Origin of the sequence: Bacillus sp. SN32, from assembly GCF_002837495.1 — a bacterium.
In the GTDB taxonomy this organism is placed as follows: Bacteria; Bacillota; Bacilli; order Bacillales; family Bacillaceae; genus Bacillus; species Bacillus subtilis.
Genome location: NZ_PJCT01000007.1, coordinates 12,023 through 29,933, shown reverse-complemented (window position 1 = coordinate 29,933; position 17,911 = coordinate 12,023). Strand labels below are relative to the sequence as shown.

Below are 17,911 nucleotides of genomic sequence, written 5' to 3'. Positions count from 1 at the left end.
GTGCGGATTCTTTTTTAAATTATCCAATCACTTCAGCCCCAGAATCCTTCTTCGCCCCGCCGTGATCATAAGCGCGGAAGTTTTCCTCCAGCTGCTCAAGCGAAAGTCCTTTCGTTTCCGGTAAAAACTTCTTCACAAATAGAACAGAGCAAATTCCTAATCCAACAAAGATAAAGAACGTTGTGGACAGCCCGATGGCTGCCAGCAATATCGGAAACGTGAAACTGACTGCAAAATTCACCATCCACAGACAGAATACCGTAACACCCATTCCCAGTCCGCGAAGGCGAAGCGGGAAAATTTCAGATAACATCAGCCAAGTCACTGGTGAAATGGCCCCCTGCTGAAAAGCAAGGAATGTGACCGTTAATGACAGGACTACATATGGAAGTGCCGGAGATCCTTCAAGTACAAGTGAGAATATCCCGATTAGCAATAACGCTGTTGTCGTACCGATCAAGCCTGTCATCAGCATCGGCCGGCGCCCCACTCTTCCCAGCAGCCAGATTCCGACGAATGTTGCCAATACCGAAATCACGCCATTCGCAATATTTCCGATTAAAGCGGCTTCCGTTTGGAAACCGGAATTTCTTAGAATTTCAGTCCCATAATACATAATCGAATTCACACCTGTAATTTGCTGTACAATCGCAATCCCTAATCCAATAAACACAATACGGCGCACCCATGGGACCGAAAGATCTTTAAACGTCGCTTTTTCAAGCTGATCTTCTTTTTTGAAAGCGAATTCGATTTCTTGCAGCTCAGCTGCTGCCCGCTTTTCGTCTCTGATTTTTTTCAATACACGCAAAGCATCTTCTTTTCTTCCTTTAGAAACAAGCCAGCGGGGACTCTCGGGCATTCTGATCATGCCGAAAAACAGGAACAAGGCTGGAAGTGACGCAATGACCAGCATAAACCTCCACACATGGGAGTTGTCTCCCATTGTTGTGCCAAGGATCGCATTAAAAACAAAGGCCAAAAGCTGTCCTGATACAATCATCAATTCGTTCTGCGTCACCATCCGTCCCCTGCTTTCCACAGGAGACATCTCTGCTAAATAGGCAGGCACCGTTACGGATGCACCCCCGACCGCAATACCAAGCACAAAACGGGAAATAATCATGACCGTAACATTTGGAGCAAACGTACACCCGATCGTTGAAATAAAAAATATAACAGCGAGGAACAAAATATTTTTGCGGCGGCCGTTAAAATCAGACATCCTGCCGCCAAACACAGCACCCAGTGCCGCTCCAAAAAGAAGTGAACTGGTGACAAGACCCTCTGTGAAGGCATTGAGATTAAGCTGATCCGGCTCTCCCATATACGGCAAAGCTCCATTGAGCACACCGGTATCATAGCCAAAAAGAAGCCCGCCGAAAGTGGAGACTAAAATAATTGTACGTAAAAATGACATTTGATTGCCTTGTTTATTCATACTGTTTCCCCCAGTCTTTTTCAAAATGCGTATGTCAAAAACTTATTCCAGGGCTGCTGCCTTCCTCACATTTCGTAAGCAGGCTTCAGAAAATAGTTGTTCATGTTTTTATCCAATAACCTCATAACCTTCCCTTCTTCTTAGCATGTCAATCCTGATGGAAGCGATTTCATTTCTCATTAAAAGAACAATGGTCATTTCTTTGTGCATAACCTCGTTCATTGGTATTTATTAGTCACCTAATAGTTCAATTGTAGTGATGTTATAGTGACATTTTTGTTATATCTGATATTATCATAATTATAAAAACGCTTTCAGTCAATATAAATTTCTGAAAATTTTTTACTCTATAAAAGGAAAATCACCAATTCAAGGGGAAAATGAACGTTTTTCTTCATGAAAATGTGTGAATCAAGTCAAAAATCCTGTGATTTTCTGTTCATATCGAAAAATGAGTAAGTGTTGGGTAACTCCCACCTATTTTTCTCTGTAAAATCAAACATTCGTTCAATTGTTTCAGACTCAGGATAAAAGGAAATAGAGAAGAAAATAAAAGAAGGCTGACTTAAGGGAGGCAACCAAAATGAATGAGGGTTATATCATTGCAGGCCTTTTATTATTGACAGCGGGGATGATTGATTTTTTATGGACCACGTTATGGTTAGAGAGCGGTGCAGGCCCGATCACAAGATGCCTGTCTGCCTGGCTGTGGAAGGGCTGCCGCAAAATCAGCGGTGACCACGCAAAGGTTCTAAGTATGGCTGGTCCTCTGCTGTTATGCCTGACGTTAGTGATATGGATCAGTCTATTTTGGGGCGGGTGGGTTTTGATTTACTCGAGTGACCCTCACTCACTTATGGAAACTCAATCAAAAGAACCGGCTTCCTGGTCAGACCGAATTTATTTTTCCGGCTATGTCATGTTTACATTAGGAAATGGCGACCTCGCTCCGAACGGAGGCCTATGGAAGCTTGTCACGATTATTGAAACAGCTCAAGGACTGCTTACGATCACGTTTTCTGTCACGTATTTGATTTCCGTCTTGAGTGCGGTTAATCAAAAACGCTCCTTTGCCCAAAGTGTATTAAGTCTAGGGCATGACGGAACAGAAATCGTCCATAATGCATGGAATGGCAAAGATTTTCACGACATTGATTTTCTTCTTGTCGCTGCCTCATCAGAACTGGGAAAGCTGACCGCTCAGCATAACGCCTTCCCCATCCTTCATTTTTACCACAGCACGCAGCATCAGGAATCATCCATTATAGCTGTTGCTGTATTGGATGAGGCTCTAACCATTTTCAAATACGGAATTCCTGAACAATATCAGCCGAATCAGCTTCATATCAAAGAAGCGCGCTCAAGTATCAAAAACTATCTGGATACCGTTCATACTGCCTATATCCATCCTGCAGAACAAGCGCCGCCGGAACCAGACATCTCAAAGCTTCAACAATCAGGCATACCGGCTTTATCAAAGCAAACATTTCAAATTGCCGTAAATTCAATAAAGGAACGTCGTCAATTGCTGCTGGGAATTATCCAAGCGGGGGCTCGAAAATGGCCTGTTCAGGAGCAAGCAATAGGTAACGCTTATTCTCCTAAATAAAAAAGTCCCGAGTGCTGATCACTCCGGACTTTTCACTGTATGAGTCTTATACAAGCTTCTGGCCGCAATTCGGACAAAAATTGGCTTCGCCCGTTTTTGTTCCGCAGTTTGGACAGAAATTCGGTTTGCTTCCGCTGCCAGTTGACTGTGGGCCTGATGACTGTGCCTGCTGATTTTGATTCATTTGGTTCATCATCTGATTGGCCATATTCATTCCCATCATCATTCCAGCCATATCCGAAGCCGCTCCGCCTCCGCTCATCTTTCCGGATGCCATTCCATCCGTCATTGATATTTGCTGGTATCTGTTCACATCCCCAACCATACCGTAGGAAGCGTTCTTTGTAATCATATCTTGAACCTCTTGAGGATAATTAAAGCTCATGATTTGAAAACCAGTGACCGTCATCCCGTCGCTTATTAATTGCATATCTAAGTCCTCTTGAATTCCCTTGGCAATATCAAAAGCGTTTGCTTGAAGATTAAACATATCTTTCCCTTCTCTTGTGATCCACTTCATGAGAAGCTGATCCAGAATAGAAATGATACGGGTTTTAATATCCTCTACAAAATATTGATCTTTCACGCCAGCGATTTTATCAATCAGGCTGATATAGTCCTGCACCTTGAAATTAAATGTGCCGTTTGCGCGAATGGGCATCCCGCCTGGCATTCCCGCTGCCGGAATATTTATCGCCTGTTTTGTTCCCCATCTTACGGTAAATTCCTTCGTATTGACAAACAGCACCTCAGCTCGCATGCCGCTGTTAAAGCCAAACTTAAAGCCCTTTAACGTTGAAAGGAATGGAATAATTTCTGATTCAATATCATAATCGCCATCATCTTGAAAGACTCCTTCAACCCGCCCATTGTTCAAAAAGACAGCATCCTGTCCGGGACGAATGATTAAACGGCTCCCTTTTTTGATTTCACGATTGTTCCATTTATAAAAAATCATATCATCTCTAAATTCTTCCCACTCTACTACATTCGCTAATTGATTTCTGAAAAACGACATTACGCCTCTCCCTTCTCTATTTCTTACATTTAAAAACTGCCCCGGCTCCCACTGTATGACGTGCCGCCTTTCGTAACACCGCCATCGCTGCCGCTGTCTTTATCTGATGGTTTTCTTTCTCTTGTTACAGTCGTTCTAATATAAGTGTCGTATTGATCAATCACATCAGACGTACGCTGATCCATATATGTATTTCCATTAACCGTTACTTTGCCGCCTGCATGATAAAGCATGATTGAAACCGCAATTCCCCCGACTGCGATGGCAGCAATCAGCTGAAACCACCATGTAAAGAATATGTTGTCAGGGTTTACTCCCGGTTTTATGCCCATATCTTTATAGGAAAGCTGAATATATGTCTCAAAAGCTTTAAAATAATTTTCATTGGATAAATCAGATGAAATCGTATTTCTGATGCTATTGAGCCTGCTGTTGTCCAAATACTGTTCGGCTTTTTTGAAGCCTGCGATAAACACTTCTCTGTTTGTCATATCAATGGTCAAAATGGCTGTACTGCCTTTTCCGTAACGATCATAAAAATCGCCGGTATAGTCGGCAATATCTTCACCGTTTGTGCTTTTGGTCGTAATAATGATGAAATCAGTGTCCCTCTTTGCACCCAGCTCTGCCGAGAGAGATTCAAGTTTTCCGATCTCCGTTTTTGACAATAGATGAGCGCGATCGTACACATGCTGCTGCGATTCAGAGGCTCTTGCCGCTCCGATACCCAGTAAAGGCATCATGATGAAGACAGCCAGCACACCAAAGATCGCTTTCCCTAAAAATCCCCGCATCAAAATCCGCCTCCCATCATCAATGAGACGAGCTTCAACGAAAGAAATGTCCCGCCTGCTATTCCGCTAAACCATGCTGCCACTTTTCCTCGACTGATCGGCGGCTTTCCAACAACCTTTCCTGTTTGCCCGTTCATCGCAAAGATATGCTCCGCTCTTTCATAATCGTAACTGACCATCCAAACGGGAAGCAAAACGTAAAAGCTGTTCACGTTTTTCGTGTGAATATGTTTGTCCCTCACATTGACTGACGTATATCCGGAAAAAGTAGAATGGATGTATGAATCTATATAACTGCTTATTTTCTCTTTTGCCCTTGGAAAAAGCTCCTCATCGGTATAATTGTACTTTTCCGCAATATAACCGGCCAAATATGCCGTTTGAAAGTCCTTCAGCTCTTCGTATGAATAAGGCTCCAATTTGTCCATTAATTCGTCTTTCATTTTTTCAGAGGCATCGACAGGGATTTTCAAATAATCGAGATTGATATCACGAAACGCTTCAAAGTGCTCTGTTTCCGTGCAAATATAATCCCCTTCTTCATATTGATGGACTCTGGTACAGTTTGCTCTCACCTGTACTTCACTATTTAAATCAAACATCCAAAACGGAATATACATGCCGGTGATGCTTTTAATGCGATCGGCAGACATGAAACCTCTTGGTGTCAGAAGGCCTTTTTTGCACCACTTTCGAAATGCCTGCTCGGCTTCTTGCTTGCTGATTGTAAATGGGATGACTTTCGCCGGTGCCAAATGTCCCGATAAACGATCGGCAAGTATTGCAGCACCTCCGCAGAAGCTGCACGTCGTTGCTGTCGTTTCAGCTTCCGTGATCAAAACGGCGCCGCAGTTTTCACATTGATATTCTTTTGCTTCATCATCAGAAAACCGTGCCGCAATGTTTTCTTTCGGAAGGCTTTCAATATTGTCCTGTCTTCCGCAGCTGCCGCAGGATAACGAGCCGGTTTCACTGTCAAATGCCATATCACTGCCGCAGTTCGGACACTTATAAGATATTATCATTACCGTTCCCTCTCACATCTTATGATAAAATGACGCCGCAGCCGAAAGCTGCGGCCTCCTATGTATTACTTATCGAGCATCATTTTCGCTTTTAACGCCGCAAGTTCATCATCAACCTGGCTTGAACCGCCAGTATCATACTTTGCAGTCAGATCAGCCATATCATCCTGCGGAGCGCTGTTCAGTTCAGCCATTGCATTGGCCTGATCAAGTGCCTTATTTACTTTGTCCTCCATTCGGCCGAATGCAGACATTGATTGGCTTGTACTTGAAACAGAAGCGCCCAGTTTGTTCATTCTTTCTTGCGTTTTCGCTACTGCCCACTTCGCCTTGATCATATTTTTACGTGCTTCCAGCTCTCCAATGTCAGATACCAATTTGTCATGCATCTTTCTCATCTGTGCGGCATTGGTTACAGCAATTTGATTCGCCGCCTGCAGCTCAGAAAGCTTTGACTCCAAAGATGTTTTTCTTTCAAGAAATTTTCTCGCATCGCCCTCATTCCCGGCTTGCAGCGCCTTCATTGCATAGCTTTCCATCTTTTCCATATCCGCCTGGCATTCGTGATATTCTCTTTTTGCTCTCTGTTCCTCGGCCATAACAGCTGCTGTTTCTGCCTTAACCTTAGCCAAATCGCTATTCATATTTCTTAAATATTGATCTACCATTTTCTCCGGATTTTCAGCCTTGTCCAATAAAGCATTGATATTCGCAGACATAATATCTTTAAATCTTCCAATTATACTCATTATATCGTTCCTCCTAAAGCTAATTCGGTAACCCTTGTTACATATACTATTTATTATCGTTAAAAGTTTCACTTTTTTAATAAAAAATGACATTTCAAACAAAAAATATACAACTTTTTACCTGAACAAAAATGTAAGCAATAAAAAAAGATGCCCCCAAAAGTCCAAAGACTTTCAAGAAACATCTTCAATGATTTACAAAGAAACTTCGATCTCATCCAAGCTCGGCAGTGCATCAATCGCTCCAATTTTAGTGCACACAAGAGCTCCGACCTTATTGGCAAACGACACAATCTCACGCAGTTTCACAAAATCAGCATCTACAGATTGAATCTGATCCGTGTTTGCCAATTGATATAAAGCCGCACCGACAAAAGCATCTCCCGCCCCTGTTGAGTCAATTGATGTCACTGGAATGCTTGGAATGATTTCACGGTCTTTTCCATTGGAAAGAAGCGTTCCGCTTTTCCCAAGTGTCACAGCGACAATGTTGGCTCCGATCTCATGAAGGATCGCAACTCCCTTTTCATGATCCTTCACACCGCTTATAATCTCAAGCTCCTCGTCACTGACTTTCACAAAATCACTTACAGCGATCGCTTTTTTCGCAACACTTACAAACTCTGAGTGTCTTCCCCTCCATAAATCTTCACGGTAGTTAGGGTCAAACGAAATAAACTGTCCATTGTCTTTCGCAATCGACATCAACCGTAAATAGGCTGAGCAAAACGGATCCGATAACAGTGCCGTCGCAGAGCCGAAATGAAGGATTTTCGCTCCGTTTAGTTTTTCCTGGTCAATATCCTCCAGCGTAAACAAAGCGTCCGCGCCTCTATTAAAAACAAAGTCACGCTCTCCATTTTGTTTTAATGAAACAAAAGCAAGCGTTGTAGGCGCTTTCTCATCCATCACCAGCATAGAGGTATCGACATGTACAGCGTCCAATGTTCGCTTCAGAAAATACCCAAACGGATCCTTTCCTACTTTTCCGCTGAAAGCGGCGTCTCCGCCCAGCTTGGCAATCGCTGCCGACACATTCGCCGGTGCCCCGCCGGCACTTTTCAGGAATTGGCGCCCTTCCATTAAATCAACGTCAACATCGGTACAAAAGAAATCAATCAACAATTCCCCAATACAAACTACAGAATGACTACGCATATTATCACACTCATTTATAAAGTCTAGATTACAGTCTCAGTATATTACTTTCTGCCATAAATACAACATTGAATATTAAAAATTTTACATATATTTATCTCGCAGACCTTTGCTCCAGCTCAGAGATGATGTGTTTATATCTTTTTTCCGTTAAAGGATAGAAGGCGATAAGAATAATAGAAAGCAAAATGAAAAATCCCGGAATCAAAGCATTCATATTTTTAATCGCATTCAACGACGCAACTGTCTGGTCTGTATTCGCCACATACCCGGCGATTCCTAAATAAATGGCCGAAAATGACCCGGCTAACGCAACACCCAGCTTATTAATAAAGCTCATGCTCGAAATCACCACACCATCCGCGCGAATTCCGGTTTTCCATTCCGCATAATCGACACAATCCGCAACCATTCCCCAAGCAAGCGTATTTAAAGGCGTTGTGAAAAATCCCGAAGCGAAAAGCCAAATGAAAATGAGTGGAATTGAAGAATACGGCGTAAAATGCAGGCCGGCATAAGAAATAAGCGATAGAGCTGCCGTGATGATCATGACTTGTTTTCTGCCCCACTTCTCAGAAAAGAAAGGAATAAACAAATTGCTGATCAGCGCTGCCCCGAAAAATAAAACGGTGCCCATAAACACGAACTCTTTATGGTTTACGTTATACGTAAAATAATACACCATCGTGCTGAGCTTAATATTAAACCCGATCGCAAAAGCCAAAAATGATGAAATTAACATAAGCAAGGGTTTGTTTCGGAATAAAACGGATAACGTCTTTTTGATCCCTTGTTTTTTTCTCTTTTTAGGCTGAATTCGCTCCCGTACAGTAAAGAAACTGAATAGATTCAAAACGATGCTGACCGCCGCGTAGATGAGCGCCGTCATTTGAAATCCAAACGCCTGATCCTCCCCTCCGATAGCAGTTGCAAGCGGTGTCGCACAGGAAATGGATAAAAGAATGCCGATATACACCAAAATCATCCGGGTTGTGGTCAGAACCGTTCGTTCCTCCACAGAATTCGTCATCCTCCCCGTTAAGCTGTTCACCGGGATCGTTTGCATACTAAAGGACATCCCAAGCAGAATATAGGTGACGTACGCATATACCATATTTCCGGTCTCACCGAAATGAGGCGTCGTGAAACATAAGAATGTGAATAGCGCAAAAGGAAATGCCACCCACAGCAAATATGGCCTTGCTTTTCCCCACCTTGTATTTGTTTTATCTAAAATCAATCCCATGATCGGGTCAAAAATAGCATCCAGCACACGCACAACAAGAAACAAAGTTGCGATCACCGCAGGCTGAATGCCGCCGACGTCTGTATAATAAAATAATAAGTATGCGTTTACAAACTGAAAGATTATATTATACGACATATCGCCGAATCCATAGCCGATTCGTTCAAACCAGGACAGTCCGGTGCTGGATTTTGACTGACGCTTCACTTTCATTGCCGTTACTTTTTCTGTTTCAATCATCATTTCCCACCCCAAGAATCCGTTTTCATTTCCAGTAAACAAGAGGGAGAATACAAAGATCCTCCCTGTTCACTCAGCGATTTGGATACACCATCACTTTTAAACATTCATTCTTAAATTGATGCGCCCGCTCCATCGCCTCTTGCGTCTGCTCCAGCGAATATTGGTCCGTTACTAGATGCTTCGTGTCCACAATGCCTGAAGCAAGAAATTCGATTCCCTTTGGATACGTATTGGCATAACGGAAGATCCCGTAAATATCAATCTCATTATCCGCAATAAACGGCACGTTGAGCGGAATCTCGTTCTGGGAAGGCAAACCGACAATCGCCAATTTTCCGCCCCGGCGCACAGAAGCCAGTGCGGATTGCAATGCCGCTGGATTCCCTGCTGTTTCCCAAGCAACATCAACGCCTCTATCATTCGTGATCGTTTTAATCTCTTCAAGTGCATCCTGTTCACGTATATTAATAATGTGAGTCGCTCCCATTTTTTTCGCAGCTTCTAACCGCAGCGGCTCTAAGTCGGTGACAATGATTGTGCCTGCCCCAAATGCTTTAGCTGCGGCAACAGCCATTAACCCAACAGGGCCCATCCCCATAATCGCAATCGTTGATCCGGGCTGTAGCTTCGTTCTGGCCGCCGCATGGATGCCGACAGAAAACGGCTCGATCAAAGCAGCATCTTCATAAGAAAGTGAGTCTGGGATTAAAAAAACAAAGTCCTGACGCATTTTAATATATTGGACAAACGCGCCGTCTACCGGCGGTGTAGCCAAAAACTGTACATCCGGGCAAAGATTATAGCGCCCTTCTTTGCACGCTTCACATCGTCCGCACGTAACACCCGGCTCTACAGCGACGCGGTCTCCCACCTTGAATTGATCGACAGATGATCCGACAGCGGCAATTTCACCCGCGCATTCATGCCCAAGGATAAATGGTTTTTCCACTACATAGTTGCCGATTCGGCCATTTGTATAGTAATGAAGGTCCGATCCGCAAATTCCGACAGCCATCACCTTAATCAACACTTCATCATGATTGATGTCAGGCACAGGTACTGTTTCGATTTTGATCTCTCTTGTGTTGTGCATAACAGCCGCTTTCATGTTCTGAGGTACTGTGTGAGTCATTTGGCAAATTCCTTTCTTCAGAAAATAAAATGTAAGTGCATACATTTTTGTTTTCTCTGTTACTGCCCCCATTTTATCTGCTTTTCAAGACGTTCAACAGCCTTTCCTGCTGTATAAAAGGACAGCGGCACTGTACTTTTATTTTTTCATATACAAAAAACGCTGGATTGATAAAATAGTACTAATAGGAGGTGCAGGCTTATGGCTGAACTTGAAAACCGAAAACAATTTGCACAACTGCTGGCACCTGGCGTCAAAACGCTAAAACTTCATCCTGATTATAAAGTCAGAAGGAAAAAGAACGAAAAAACAGGACAGTCTTACATAGATAAAATCGCACTCCAGCTGGGAGTCTCCCCAAACACGATCAAAAGCTGGATCGGACAGATGGGGGCAAACTACATTCCCGGAAGAATTGACGACGGAAAACTGTTCGGGATGATCTGGATCATTCTCGAAAAGACCGACTTGGATATCGAGTGGTTGACCGACCTGCTGGAAGCCACCACTATCCCAGTCATCAAACCCGCATTGCCTGTATGGGCAGCATCTTGTTTGAAAAAAGCGAAAATACTGCGAAAAGACGGATTATTCGGGGCTCCGAGTGAAGACGAAATTGAAAATGTAGTAAAACGGCTGTTTCATGACAGACCCGGCCATGAAGAGAATGCGCTTACAGAACAGCCTATCACGCATAATTTACCCTCACGCTGGTCCGGACGCTTTATCGGACGCAGCTTTGATATGGAAGCGATACGGCAATGGATGCTTTCTCCATCACCAGTCTGTTTAATCACCGGCTGGGCCGGCATGGGAAAAACCACAATCGCTCTTGAAGCCGCCTATTCCTGTGTCGACGATACTTCAGTTTGGCCGGCGTTCAACAGTATCATTTGGGTTAGCGCTGATTGGAAAGGATTGAGCTTTAGCGATTTTTTAAATACGATCGCCTATCAGCTCGGACGCACAGAACAAATCGATAAATCAATCAATGAAAAACGGTTTGTCGTCCGCAATGCGTTAGCCAATTACACTAGAGAAAAACCGATCCTGCTGATCGTTGACAGCATCGATACCGCAGAACGTGACATTCATGAATTTATCACCAGCCTTCCGCAAGGAGTGAAAGTCCTCCTCACAGCGCGGGAAAACGTAAAGCAGACCTATCTGGAAAGCTTCGGAGAAATGGTGGCCATCCAGCTAAGCGGTCTTGACCAAACAGATGCCTTGGATTTTTTTCAACAAGAAGTGCATCACTGCTTACAAACATGCAACCTCCCACGTAAACGGGAAAAGCTGGAGCAGCTGTTACATCTATCATCTGACCTGAAAAACGAATTCATTTCAGCGACTGCCGGAAACCCGAAAGCCATGGCACTCAGCATTGCCTATATGTCAGACGATGACATCCCCGCTCAGCAGCTGATTCATGAGCTTGGAAAAGCAGGCTACTCACTGCTGGAATTGTTTGAATTCCTCTTTGGCCGCACCTGGGATAGATGCAATGAAGATACGCGAAAGCTATGGCAGACGCTTTGCTTTTTCAGCAAGCCGCCTGATGAAAAAAGCCTGGCGGCAGCAGCCGGATTAGACGCCCGCCGTTTTCATTACGCTATGGAACAAATGCGGTCATATGCGCTGATTCAGCCGGAACGAAGCCAAGGCAGGACACAATACTTAGCGCACCAAACCGTTGTCGCTTACGGAGAACAGCACTTGTCCGAACAGCACGAATATGAAAAAGAAGCCCGCAATCGCTGGGCTAACTATTATATTGATTATGCCGAAACCCATTTAAAGCGGGAACAGCCAAACTCTATCTATTGGAGCTACCTGCTGGGACGGAATTTAGATCAAATGAAACAAGATTGGCCAAACATCTTAAAGGTCATCCAATGGGCAAGCGACACCGATCAAAAAGAAATCCTAATCGAACTCATCACCCGAATTAGCCATTTTCTAAGCAGAATCAACCTGCCCCTGCGAATCGAATACGGACGTAAAGCGGCCGACGCCGCCCATCAATTAGGCCAACACACACGAGAAGCGTTCTTCCGAATCGACACCTCAGGCTGGGCATTGATGGAAGTCAATGATTTAGACGGAGCGCTTCAGCAAATAGAAGCCGGCCTGAAGATTCTGGAACAATCTGACGCTCACGATGCCCATGATCTAAAGGTTTGGGGACACGCACTCAAAGCAAGGCTGTTTTTAAAAGCCGGGCAACAGGAAAAAGCAGAGACCATTTTAAACGAAATCGAAAATCAACCGATTTCCCCTACCATTCAACACAGAGTTCTATTGGTTCGCGGTGACTTAAGCTTTGCGAGAGGTTATCATGTAGAAGCCATTCAATTATACGAAGCGGCAAATGAAATCAGCTCCACATACGGCGGCGAAAAAACGATAGAAGCCTATTTCAATCTGGGTGTCGCTTACGTGAAGTCTGATCAGTTTGAGAAAGCAGAAGAAGCCTTTGAGCAAATGCTCTATGACAAACAAAACGCGAATCAGGTTGAGTTGATCTATTATTTTTACGGGATGGCGCAGCTGTTGAACCGTAAAGGAGAGAAAACGAAAGCGATGGAATCTAATCAGAAGGCGATTCGTTTGATTGATTCGTGGGAGCCTGCGATTGGGATTCGGGGAGAGGTGGAACGATTGGATATTGTCTTTTAAAAGATAAATAAATTGTAGCTAGTTGTATGAGCTTTAAAAAATACCCATGTCCTGGTTGTTATTAAAGATAAAAAAGGTATCTTATCAGTACAGCAACTGATTAAGCTACCTTTTTTGAATAAATAAACATTTCACAGAACACAAATTCAAAAGTGAACTTTTTAACAACAAATGGTTAATACTTATTACATCAGCATTAATGCTGTACTGTAATATAATGTTTTAGTTCACCTGACCAATATCTTCCTCCCCAATCTTGTGCAACATGCACATCATACTTTCCTGCTGGAAGATTTTTCGTTGAAAAACTCACACGAAAATTGCGTGAACCAATACTATGCCAGAATTGCTTTCTGGTTATTTCTTTTCCTTTATTGTTTGATAAAATTACTGCAAAACCATTATCTAAATCCCTAGCCAAAGTACCAGTAACCACAATAGAAGTAGCTCTTTTCGTATATGTATTAGCATCTGTTTTAAATTTGATTGTACCTTTCGAATCCATAGCTAATGCTTCTGACCCACCTGCAAAAATGACAACCCCTAAAAGAGCTGCTGTAAACAGGATCATTACTAACTTTTTCATCTTTAGAATTCCTCTTCTCTTTTACTATTTTAAATCCACACTTACAATAACATATTTTTCTAAAAAAACGAAGGTTTTTCCACATCTTTCTTCTAGGATATAATTAAGTTTGATAGAAATATATCGATATTAATGCAAACTTAAGATTCTTTTTGAACAAAATCTGCTTTTATTCTATTTGAAATGAAGCTTAAAATTTGAAGTATCATCTATAAAGCTTTGACGAGGTGTCCAATAAATCCATATACACGAATAAAAGAAAGTGCTAGACAAATACACTTTTATAAATTTCGAAAATTTACCCACTACTTCCTCATGCTCTCTATTGAAAAAATTAAATTTATAGGTTTCTTATATTTCATGAACCTTAATATAGAGTATTTCTGAGTTGTAATAATATCTTTAAACAAAAATGGATTTTAACAGATTTATACCTGCTTTCAAAGTTAAATTGCAAATACATGCTAAAAAAATAATACAGAATAATTCCTAAAACATATAGGTATCTAAATTCATGAATAAATGTTATCTTAGCATTCGGATGAAATCAACAGCCATACTTCGGTATATCTAGAGTCATTCAATTAAACGGAACTTAGTACAATAAAACCCAAATTGGTAAACTCAGCTTGTATAGAAACAATTTCTCCACAAGCCTTTTTGTTTTATAAAGATTTCTTTAATTGAAACAGAAAAAAGCTCCCATATACTAAGATCTGCTTGGTTAGGGAGATGTGAGTAATCACGTTAGGCGGATGTGAGGAAGAATTTGTTCGCACACATTTCATTAGCCTGCTCGTAATAAAGAACAAGTGATTGTTTTCACCTGCAAAATGCGCGCTATTTTTTCATAGAATTTTTTCCTGAGACTTTAAATTGGTTTTTTCCAACCTCTTCTTTTCTTATGGTCTTCTCATACATGCTGGGTGATGAATTTTCGACAGTTCTTTGACTTTGTGCGGCTCTAAAGCAGCGGGTATTGAACATATTTTAGAATTGATCTATATCATCGATAGCCTTTTCGGTCAGTTATTGTGTATGTGATTTTTGTGTATCTTTTCGATTGTTTACCTTGTGCATTTACTCTTGTTGGACATTGGCTTTAAGATAAGTGAAGACATGTCCGCCCATTATATTATGATTGATGGCCTAAAGTAAAATTTTATCAAAAACATCTTGTAAGTTGGTTGTATTTTTATAAAGCTAGTGTATTTCTTCCAGTTTATAGTAAGCGGTGCAGAATATTATATCGTCGTTGATATTCAAATTCAAGAAATCATCTGTTACGCCCTATTATCGTTACTTCCCCACTAACCCCGCCATCAAAAGGCCTGCTACAATCAATAATAAGAGTAAAAGAATACAAAGTGCTAGGATAAAAATAGAAAGATACTTAGCAATCCCTTTAGGTGCTTTGAATGCTAGAATACTCCCCACAACTATTCCGAGAATTCCAAGCGCCCAATGGATGTGGGGTAGAAAACACAATGTGAATAACAGGATGATAAATGACACTATCCCTAAATATTTCCTCATGTCTCCCCCTTTCTCTTTCCTTCCATTAAATCAAAAAGAAATTTTAACTTATAATTTGTTGTATATTCTTAAGATCTTAAAATATAGAGTACCATATTTTTTGAGATGTATGGTACTCTACTCTAAGTTTTCTATTCACTTGCTACAAGGTCTAGTATTTTATCAGCAAAAGCATTTGCAATAATTTCTCCCTCTTCTTTCGTATAATAAGGGACTTCCATTTGCATTGAACCCCTTAGGGCTACCCTTGCCGCTGTAATATCAGGATTATCTCCAATCATGATATTACTCGCATTCAGTCTCAAATTATTTTCATTACTATTAAATTTATTTTTATAAAATAGCTTATATCTTGAGAAAACAAGACTATTATAATACTCTTGAACTGCATTTAAAATTGGCTTAGTGTCATTATTAAATAAAATTTGTGAGATGTTAATAGCATCAATATCTCCAAGGAAATCCGAATTATCAAAGTTACCAGCCGATGTTTTTGTACCAATCAAGTCGTAAGCAGCTTTATATGTTCTTGTTTCATTGTCGCCGCTATACTTATCTCTATTTTTATATACATCTGCAGCAACAGTAAATAAATCACCACCCCACCCTGCTAAATCTTGCTGTGTAGTTCCAACTAACGGAAGATTCGCATACAATAAAGCAGATAATGTAGCCATAAGATGAGGAAAATCAATAACTTCAGATTTTGAAACGGGATCAGTTGCATAGACAAAACTATTTTCTCCTACAGCATTAATAACATACTCCTCAAAGTCTCTATCAAATTGTCCAGAAGTTAATGTCCATATTAATGATTCATATCTTTTGCGGCGATAATAGTTGGTTGTAAGCTTATTCGCTTGATTAATGTCATTGTTTGTAAATTGAAGTCCTAAAAGTTGAATTTCATATAATTGCTTGTATAGCTCTTGATTGAGATCAGTTGAGAAATCAAGACTTGAAGCCCCATTATCCAGTCCCGACTTAATATTATTGTCTATTTCAATTTTACTGTCTTCTGAACCAACACTAATAGTTGAAATTTGATCAAATGCCCAATTTTTTGGCAATGGATAGCCTAAATTTGCACTAAATCCCGTGGACATATCACTTACAAAACTGGTTGTTGCCCAACCTTTCTCCGATACTTGACTGCAAACATTCCGGGCTCCATATATTCCAACTTTGTAACGGTTCCCCAGATATTTCATTTGTTCATTAATACCCTTAAAGTGTGGAAGAATTTTGTTAGTTATATCATCTCCTAAAGCGTCAAAATCCACGGCAAAATATATTGTTGTTCCATTTTTAAATCCATAATTTTTGGCAGCTGTAAAAGCATCTTGAGCATCTCTTTTCCCTTGAGCTTCACTGAAATGTCTTGAATTATTCCCATAAGCTTGATATATCGGAAAAACAGTTAAACCAGCATTAAAAATAGTTTTTAATTCGCCAGGTTTTATTTTTTTCTCCAATCCTCCTGGAATGTCTACAAGATAACGACCAATAGTTTCATAGCCTGCATTTTTTAAAGCTTTAGCTCTAGCAGGCGTAACTTCTGTTATACAATCACAAGCTGTTCCCTTGCGATTAGGATCTCCTTTACTCTGCAACAAAGAAAGCCAAGTTTGTTTTCCTGTAACTCCATCGGCTGGCAACTTAACAAACTGTTGGAATTCACTTACTACATTTTTTAATAGTGTGCTGTACTGTCCATTGAAATCTCCTGGATTGAAATCATTTACATATAATGCATATTGAAGGAGCTTAACGAAGTTTGCATTAGTATTCCCTATGCTCAGAGTTGGTAAAAGGTTGGTCGTAGAAGGCCCTATTGATCCCGTTTGTAGAGAGGGAGCAATTCCCTCTTCTGTTTGAATACCGTATATTAAAGCTTTATTAGTCCCTCTTTGGTAGTAACCATCACATGGTTGGACTCCAGATGTTTTGTAATATTTTGAATTAAGATCTCTTTGCATTTCTCTAATTCTAGAATTACCACCAGATGTGAGCACATAAGCATCCATAGTTAAAAATGCTTTAAATATATAGGAATAAACTTTCCCGTCACGAATAGGCAGTCCCGCATCAGTTTGTAATTTAATTACTGCAGCTTTAGTCCCTTCTCCAAAAGTTCCTGTAAATCCAGTTGGATTGTAACCTTTACAATACATTGCTCCTTGAAGAATTAGTACAATTCTTTTTCCTTTGTCATCAGTAGGCACACGCCCAATTTCCATTTCTCCCCATGATTTGTACGCCACTTCAGTTCCTGGTCCAAAATTATCAGCAGGTGTAGAGATTCCAAGTTCAATCTGCAAAGCCCTAGTTAAAGCATACATCGTGGACCAACCAGTTTTCCCACTTTCAGGAGCTGGAACGAAGCCAGGCTTTCCTGAATAAGCAGCATTTACCCATAGTTGTACTTTCTGAATCATTTCATCCATTATGGTCACCTCTTTCATAGTATTCATATCTAGGTGGCAAGCGTATGACAAGAAAACCCTTCTCAGTTGAGAAGGGTTTCATCATAATATGGCAAACTTCATCAATAAGCTTTTTTGCAAGACATTTTAAATTAATACCTGCAATTATTGAAAAAGTAAGCGGAGTCAACAATAAAATATATACCTACTTTTCACCTTATAAATAAAAAAGATGCTTCCTCTAAAGTCCAGTAGACTTTTGGAAGCAT

At 41.1% G+C, this 17,911-nt stretch carries 12 protein-coding genes; 2 read left to right on the top strand and 10 right to left on the bottom strand.

Annotated elements, in window-relative coordinates; translation table 11 throughout:
* Positions 1–19: 19 nt before the first annotated feature.
* On the bottom strand, positions 20–1,441 hold the full coding sequence (gene iolT / locus CW370_RS19345; RefSeq protein WP_019712787.1) for a myo-inositol transporter IolT: 1,422 nt from the start codon (positions 1,439–1,441) through the stop codon (positions 20–22).
* Positions 1,442–2,024: 583 nt separating this feature from the next.
* Here iolT and CW370_RS19340 point away from each other — a divergent pair.
* Positions 2,025–3,050: a potassium channel family protein gene (locus tag CW370_RS19340; RefSeq protein ID WP_019712786.1), complete on the top strand. Its 1,026-nt coding sequence runs from the start codon at positions 2,025–2,027 to the stop codon at positions 3,048–3,050.
* A 46-nt stretch (positions 3,051–3,096) separates the two neighbouring features.
* Here the strand turns inward: CW370_RS19340 and CW370_RS19335 are convergent, their stop codons facing one another.
* The 7 genes from CW370_RS19335 to gutB form a co-directional block, all read right to left on the bottom strand.
* On the bottom strand, positions 3,097–4,068 hold the full coding sequence (locus CW370_RS19335; RefSeq protein ID WP_003234032.1) for an SPFH domain-containing protein: 972 nt from the start codon (positions 4,066–4,068) through the stop codon (positions 3,097–3,099).
* 29 nt (positions 4,069–4,097) lie between these two features.
* Positions 4,098–4,862: a TPM domain-containing protein gene (locus CW370_RS19330; protein WP_024573130.1), complete on the bottom strand. Its 765-nt coding sequence runs from the start codon at positions 4,860–4,862 to the stop codon at positions 4,098–4,100.
* Positions 4,862–5,887, bottom strand: coding sequence for a TFIIB-type zinc ribbon-containing protein (locus tag CW370_RS19325; RefSeq protein ID WP_024573129.1), 1,026 nt, complete (start codon positions 5,885–5,887; stop codon positions 4,862–4,864). The genes CW370_RS19330 and CW370_RS19325 overlap by 1 nt, the downstream gene beginning before the upstream one ends.
* 65 nt (positions 5,888–5,952) lie before the next feature.
* On the bottom strand, positions 5,953–6,636 hold the full coding sequence (locus tag CW370_RS19320; RefSeq protein WP_024573128.1) for a PspA/IM30 family protein: 684 nt from the start codon (positions 6,634–6,636) through the stop codon (positions 5,953–5,955).
* A gap of 195 nt (positions 6,637–6,831) precedes the next feature.
* Positions 6,832–7,794 carry a carbohydrate kinase family protein gene (locus tag CW370_RS19315; protein ID WP_024573127.1) on the bottom strand — a complete coding sequence of 321 codons (963 nt, stop codon included), beginning with the start codon at positions 7,792–7,794 and terminating at the stop codon, positions 6,832–6,834.
* A 94-nt stretch (positions 7,795–7,888) separates the two neighbouring features.
* Positions 7,889–9,280 (bottom strand): MFS transporter, encoded by a 1,392-nt coding sequence (locus CW370_RS19310; protein WP_024573126.1) that lies wholly within the window; start codon positions 9,278–9,280, stop codon positions 7,889–7,891.
* Between the two features lie 73 nt (positions 9,281–9,353).
* Positions 9,354–10,415 carry a sorbitol dehydrogenase gene (gutB, locus tag CW370_RS19305; RefSeq protein WP_024573125.1) on the bottom strand — a complete coding sequence of 354 codons (1,062 nt, stop codon included), beginning with the start codon at positions 10,413–10,415 and terminating at the stop codon, positions 9,354–9,356.
* A gap of 201 nt (positions 10,416–10,616) precedes the next feature.
* On the opposite strand from gutB, the gene gutR reads away from it, so the two are divergent.
* Positions 10,617–13,094 carry a glucitol operon transcriptional regulator GutR gene (gene gutR, locus CW370_RS19300; RefSeq protein ID WP_029946300.1) on the top strand — a complete coding sequence of 826 codons (2,478 nt, stop codon included), beginning with the start codon at positions 10,617–10,619 and terminating at the stop codon, positions 13,092–13,094.
* A gap of 196 nt (positions 13,095–13,290) precedes the next feature.
* On the opposite strand, the gene CW370_RS19295 is transcribed toward gutR, so the two are convergent.
* Complete coding sequence (locus CW370_RS19295; protein ID WP_024573002.1) at positions 13,291–13,680, bottom strand: hypothetical protein; 390 nt, start codon at positions 13,678–13,680, stop codon at positions 13,291–13,293.
* A gap of 1,667 nt (positions 13,681–15,347) precedes the next feature.
* Positions 15,348–17,663, bottom strand: coding sequence for a glycoside hydrolase domain-containing protein (locus tag CW370_RS19285; protein ID WP_024573000.1), 2,316 nt, complete (start codon positions 17,661–17,663; stop codon positions 15,348–15,350).
* Positions 17,664–17,911: the final 248 nt, after the last annotated feature.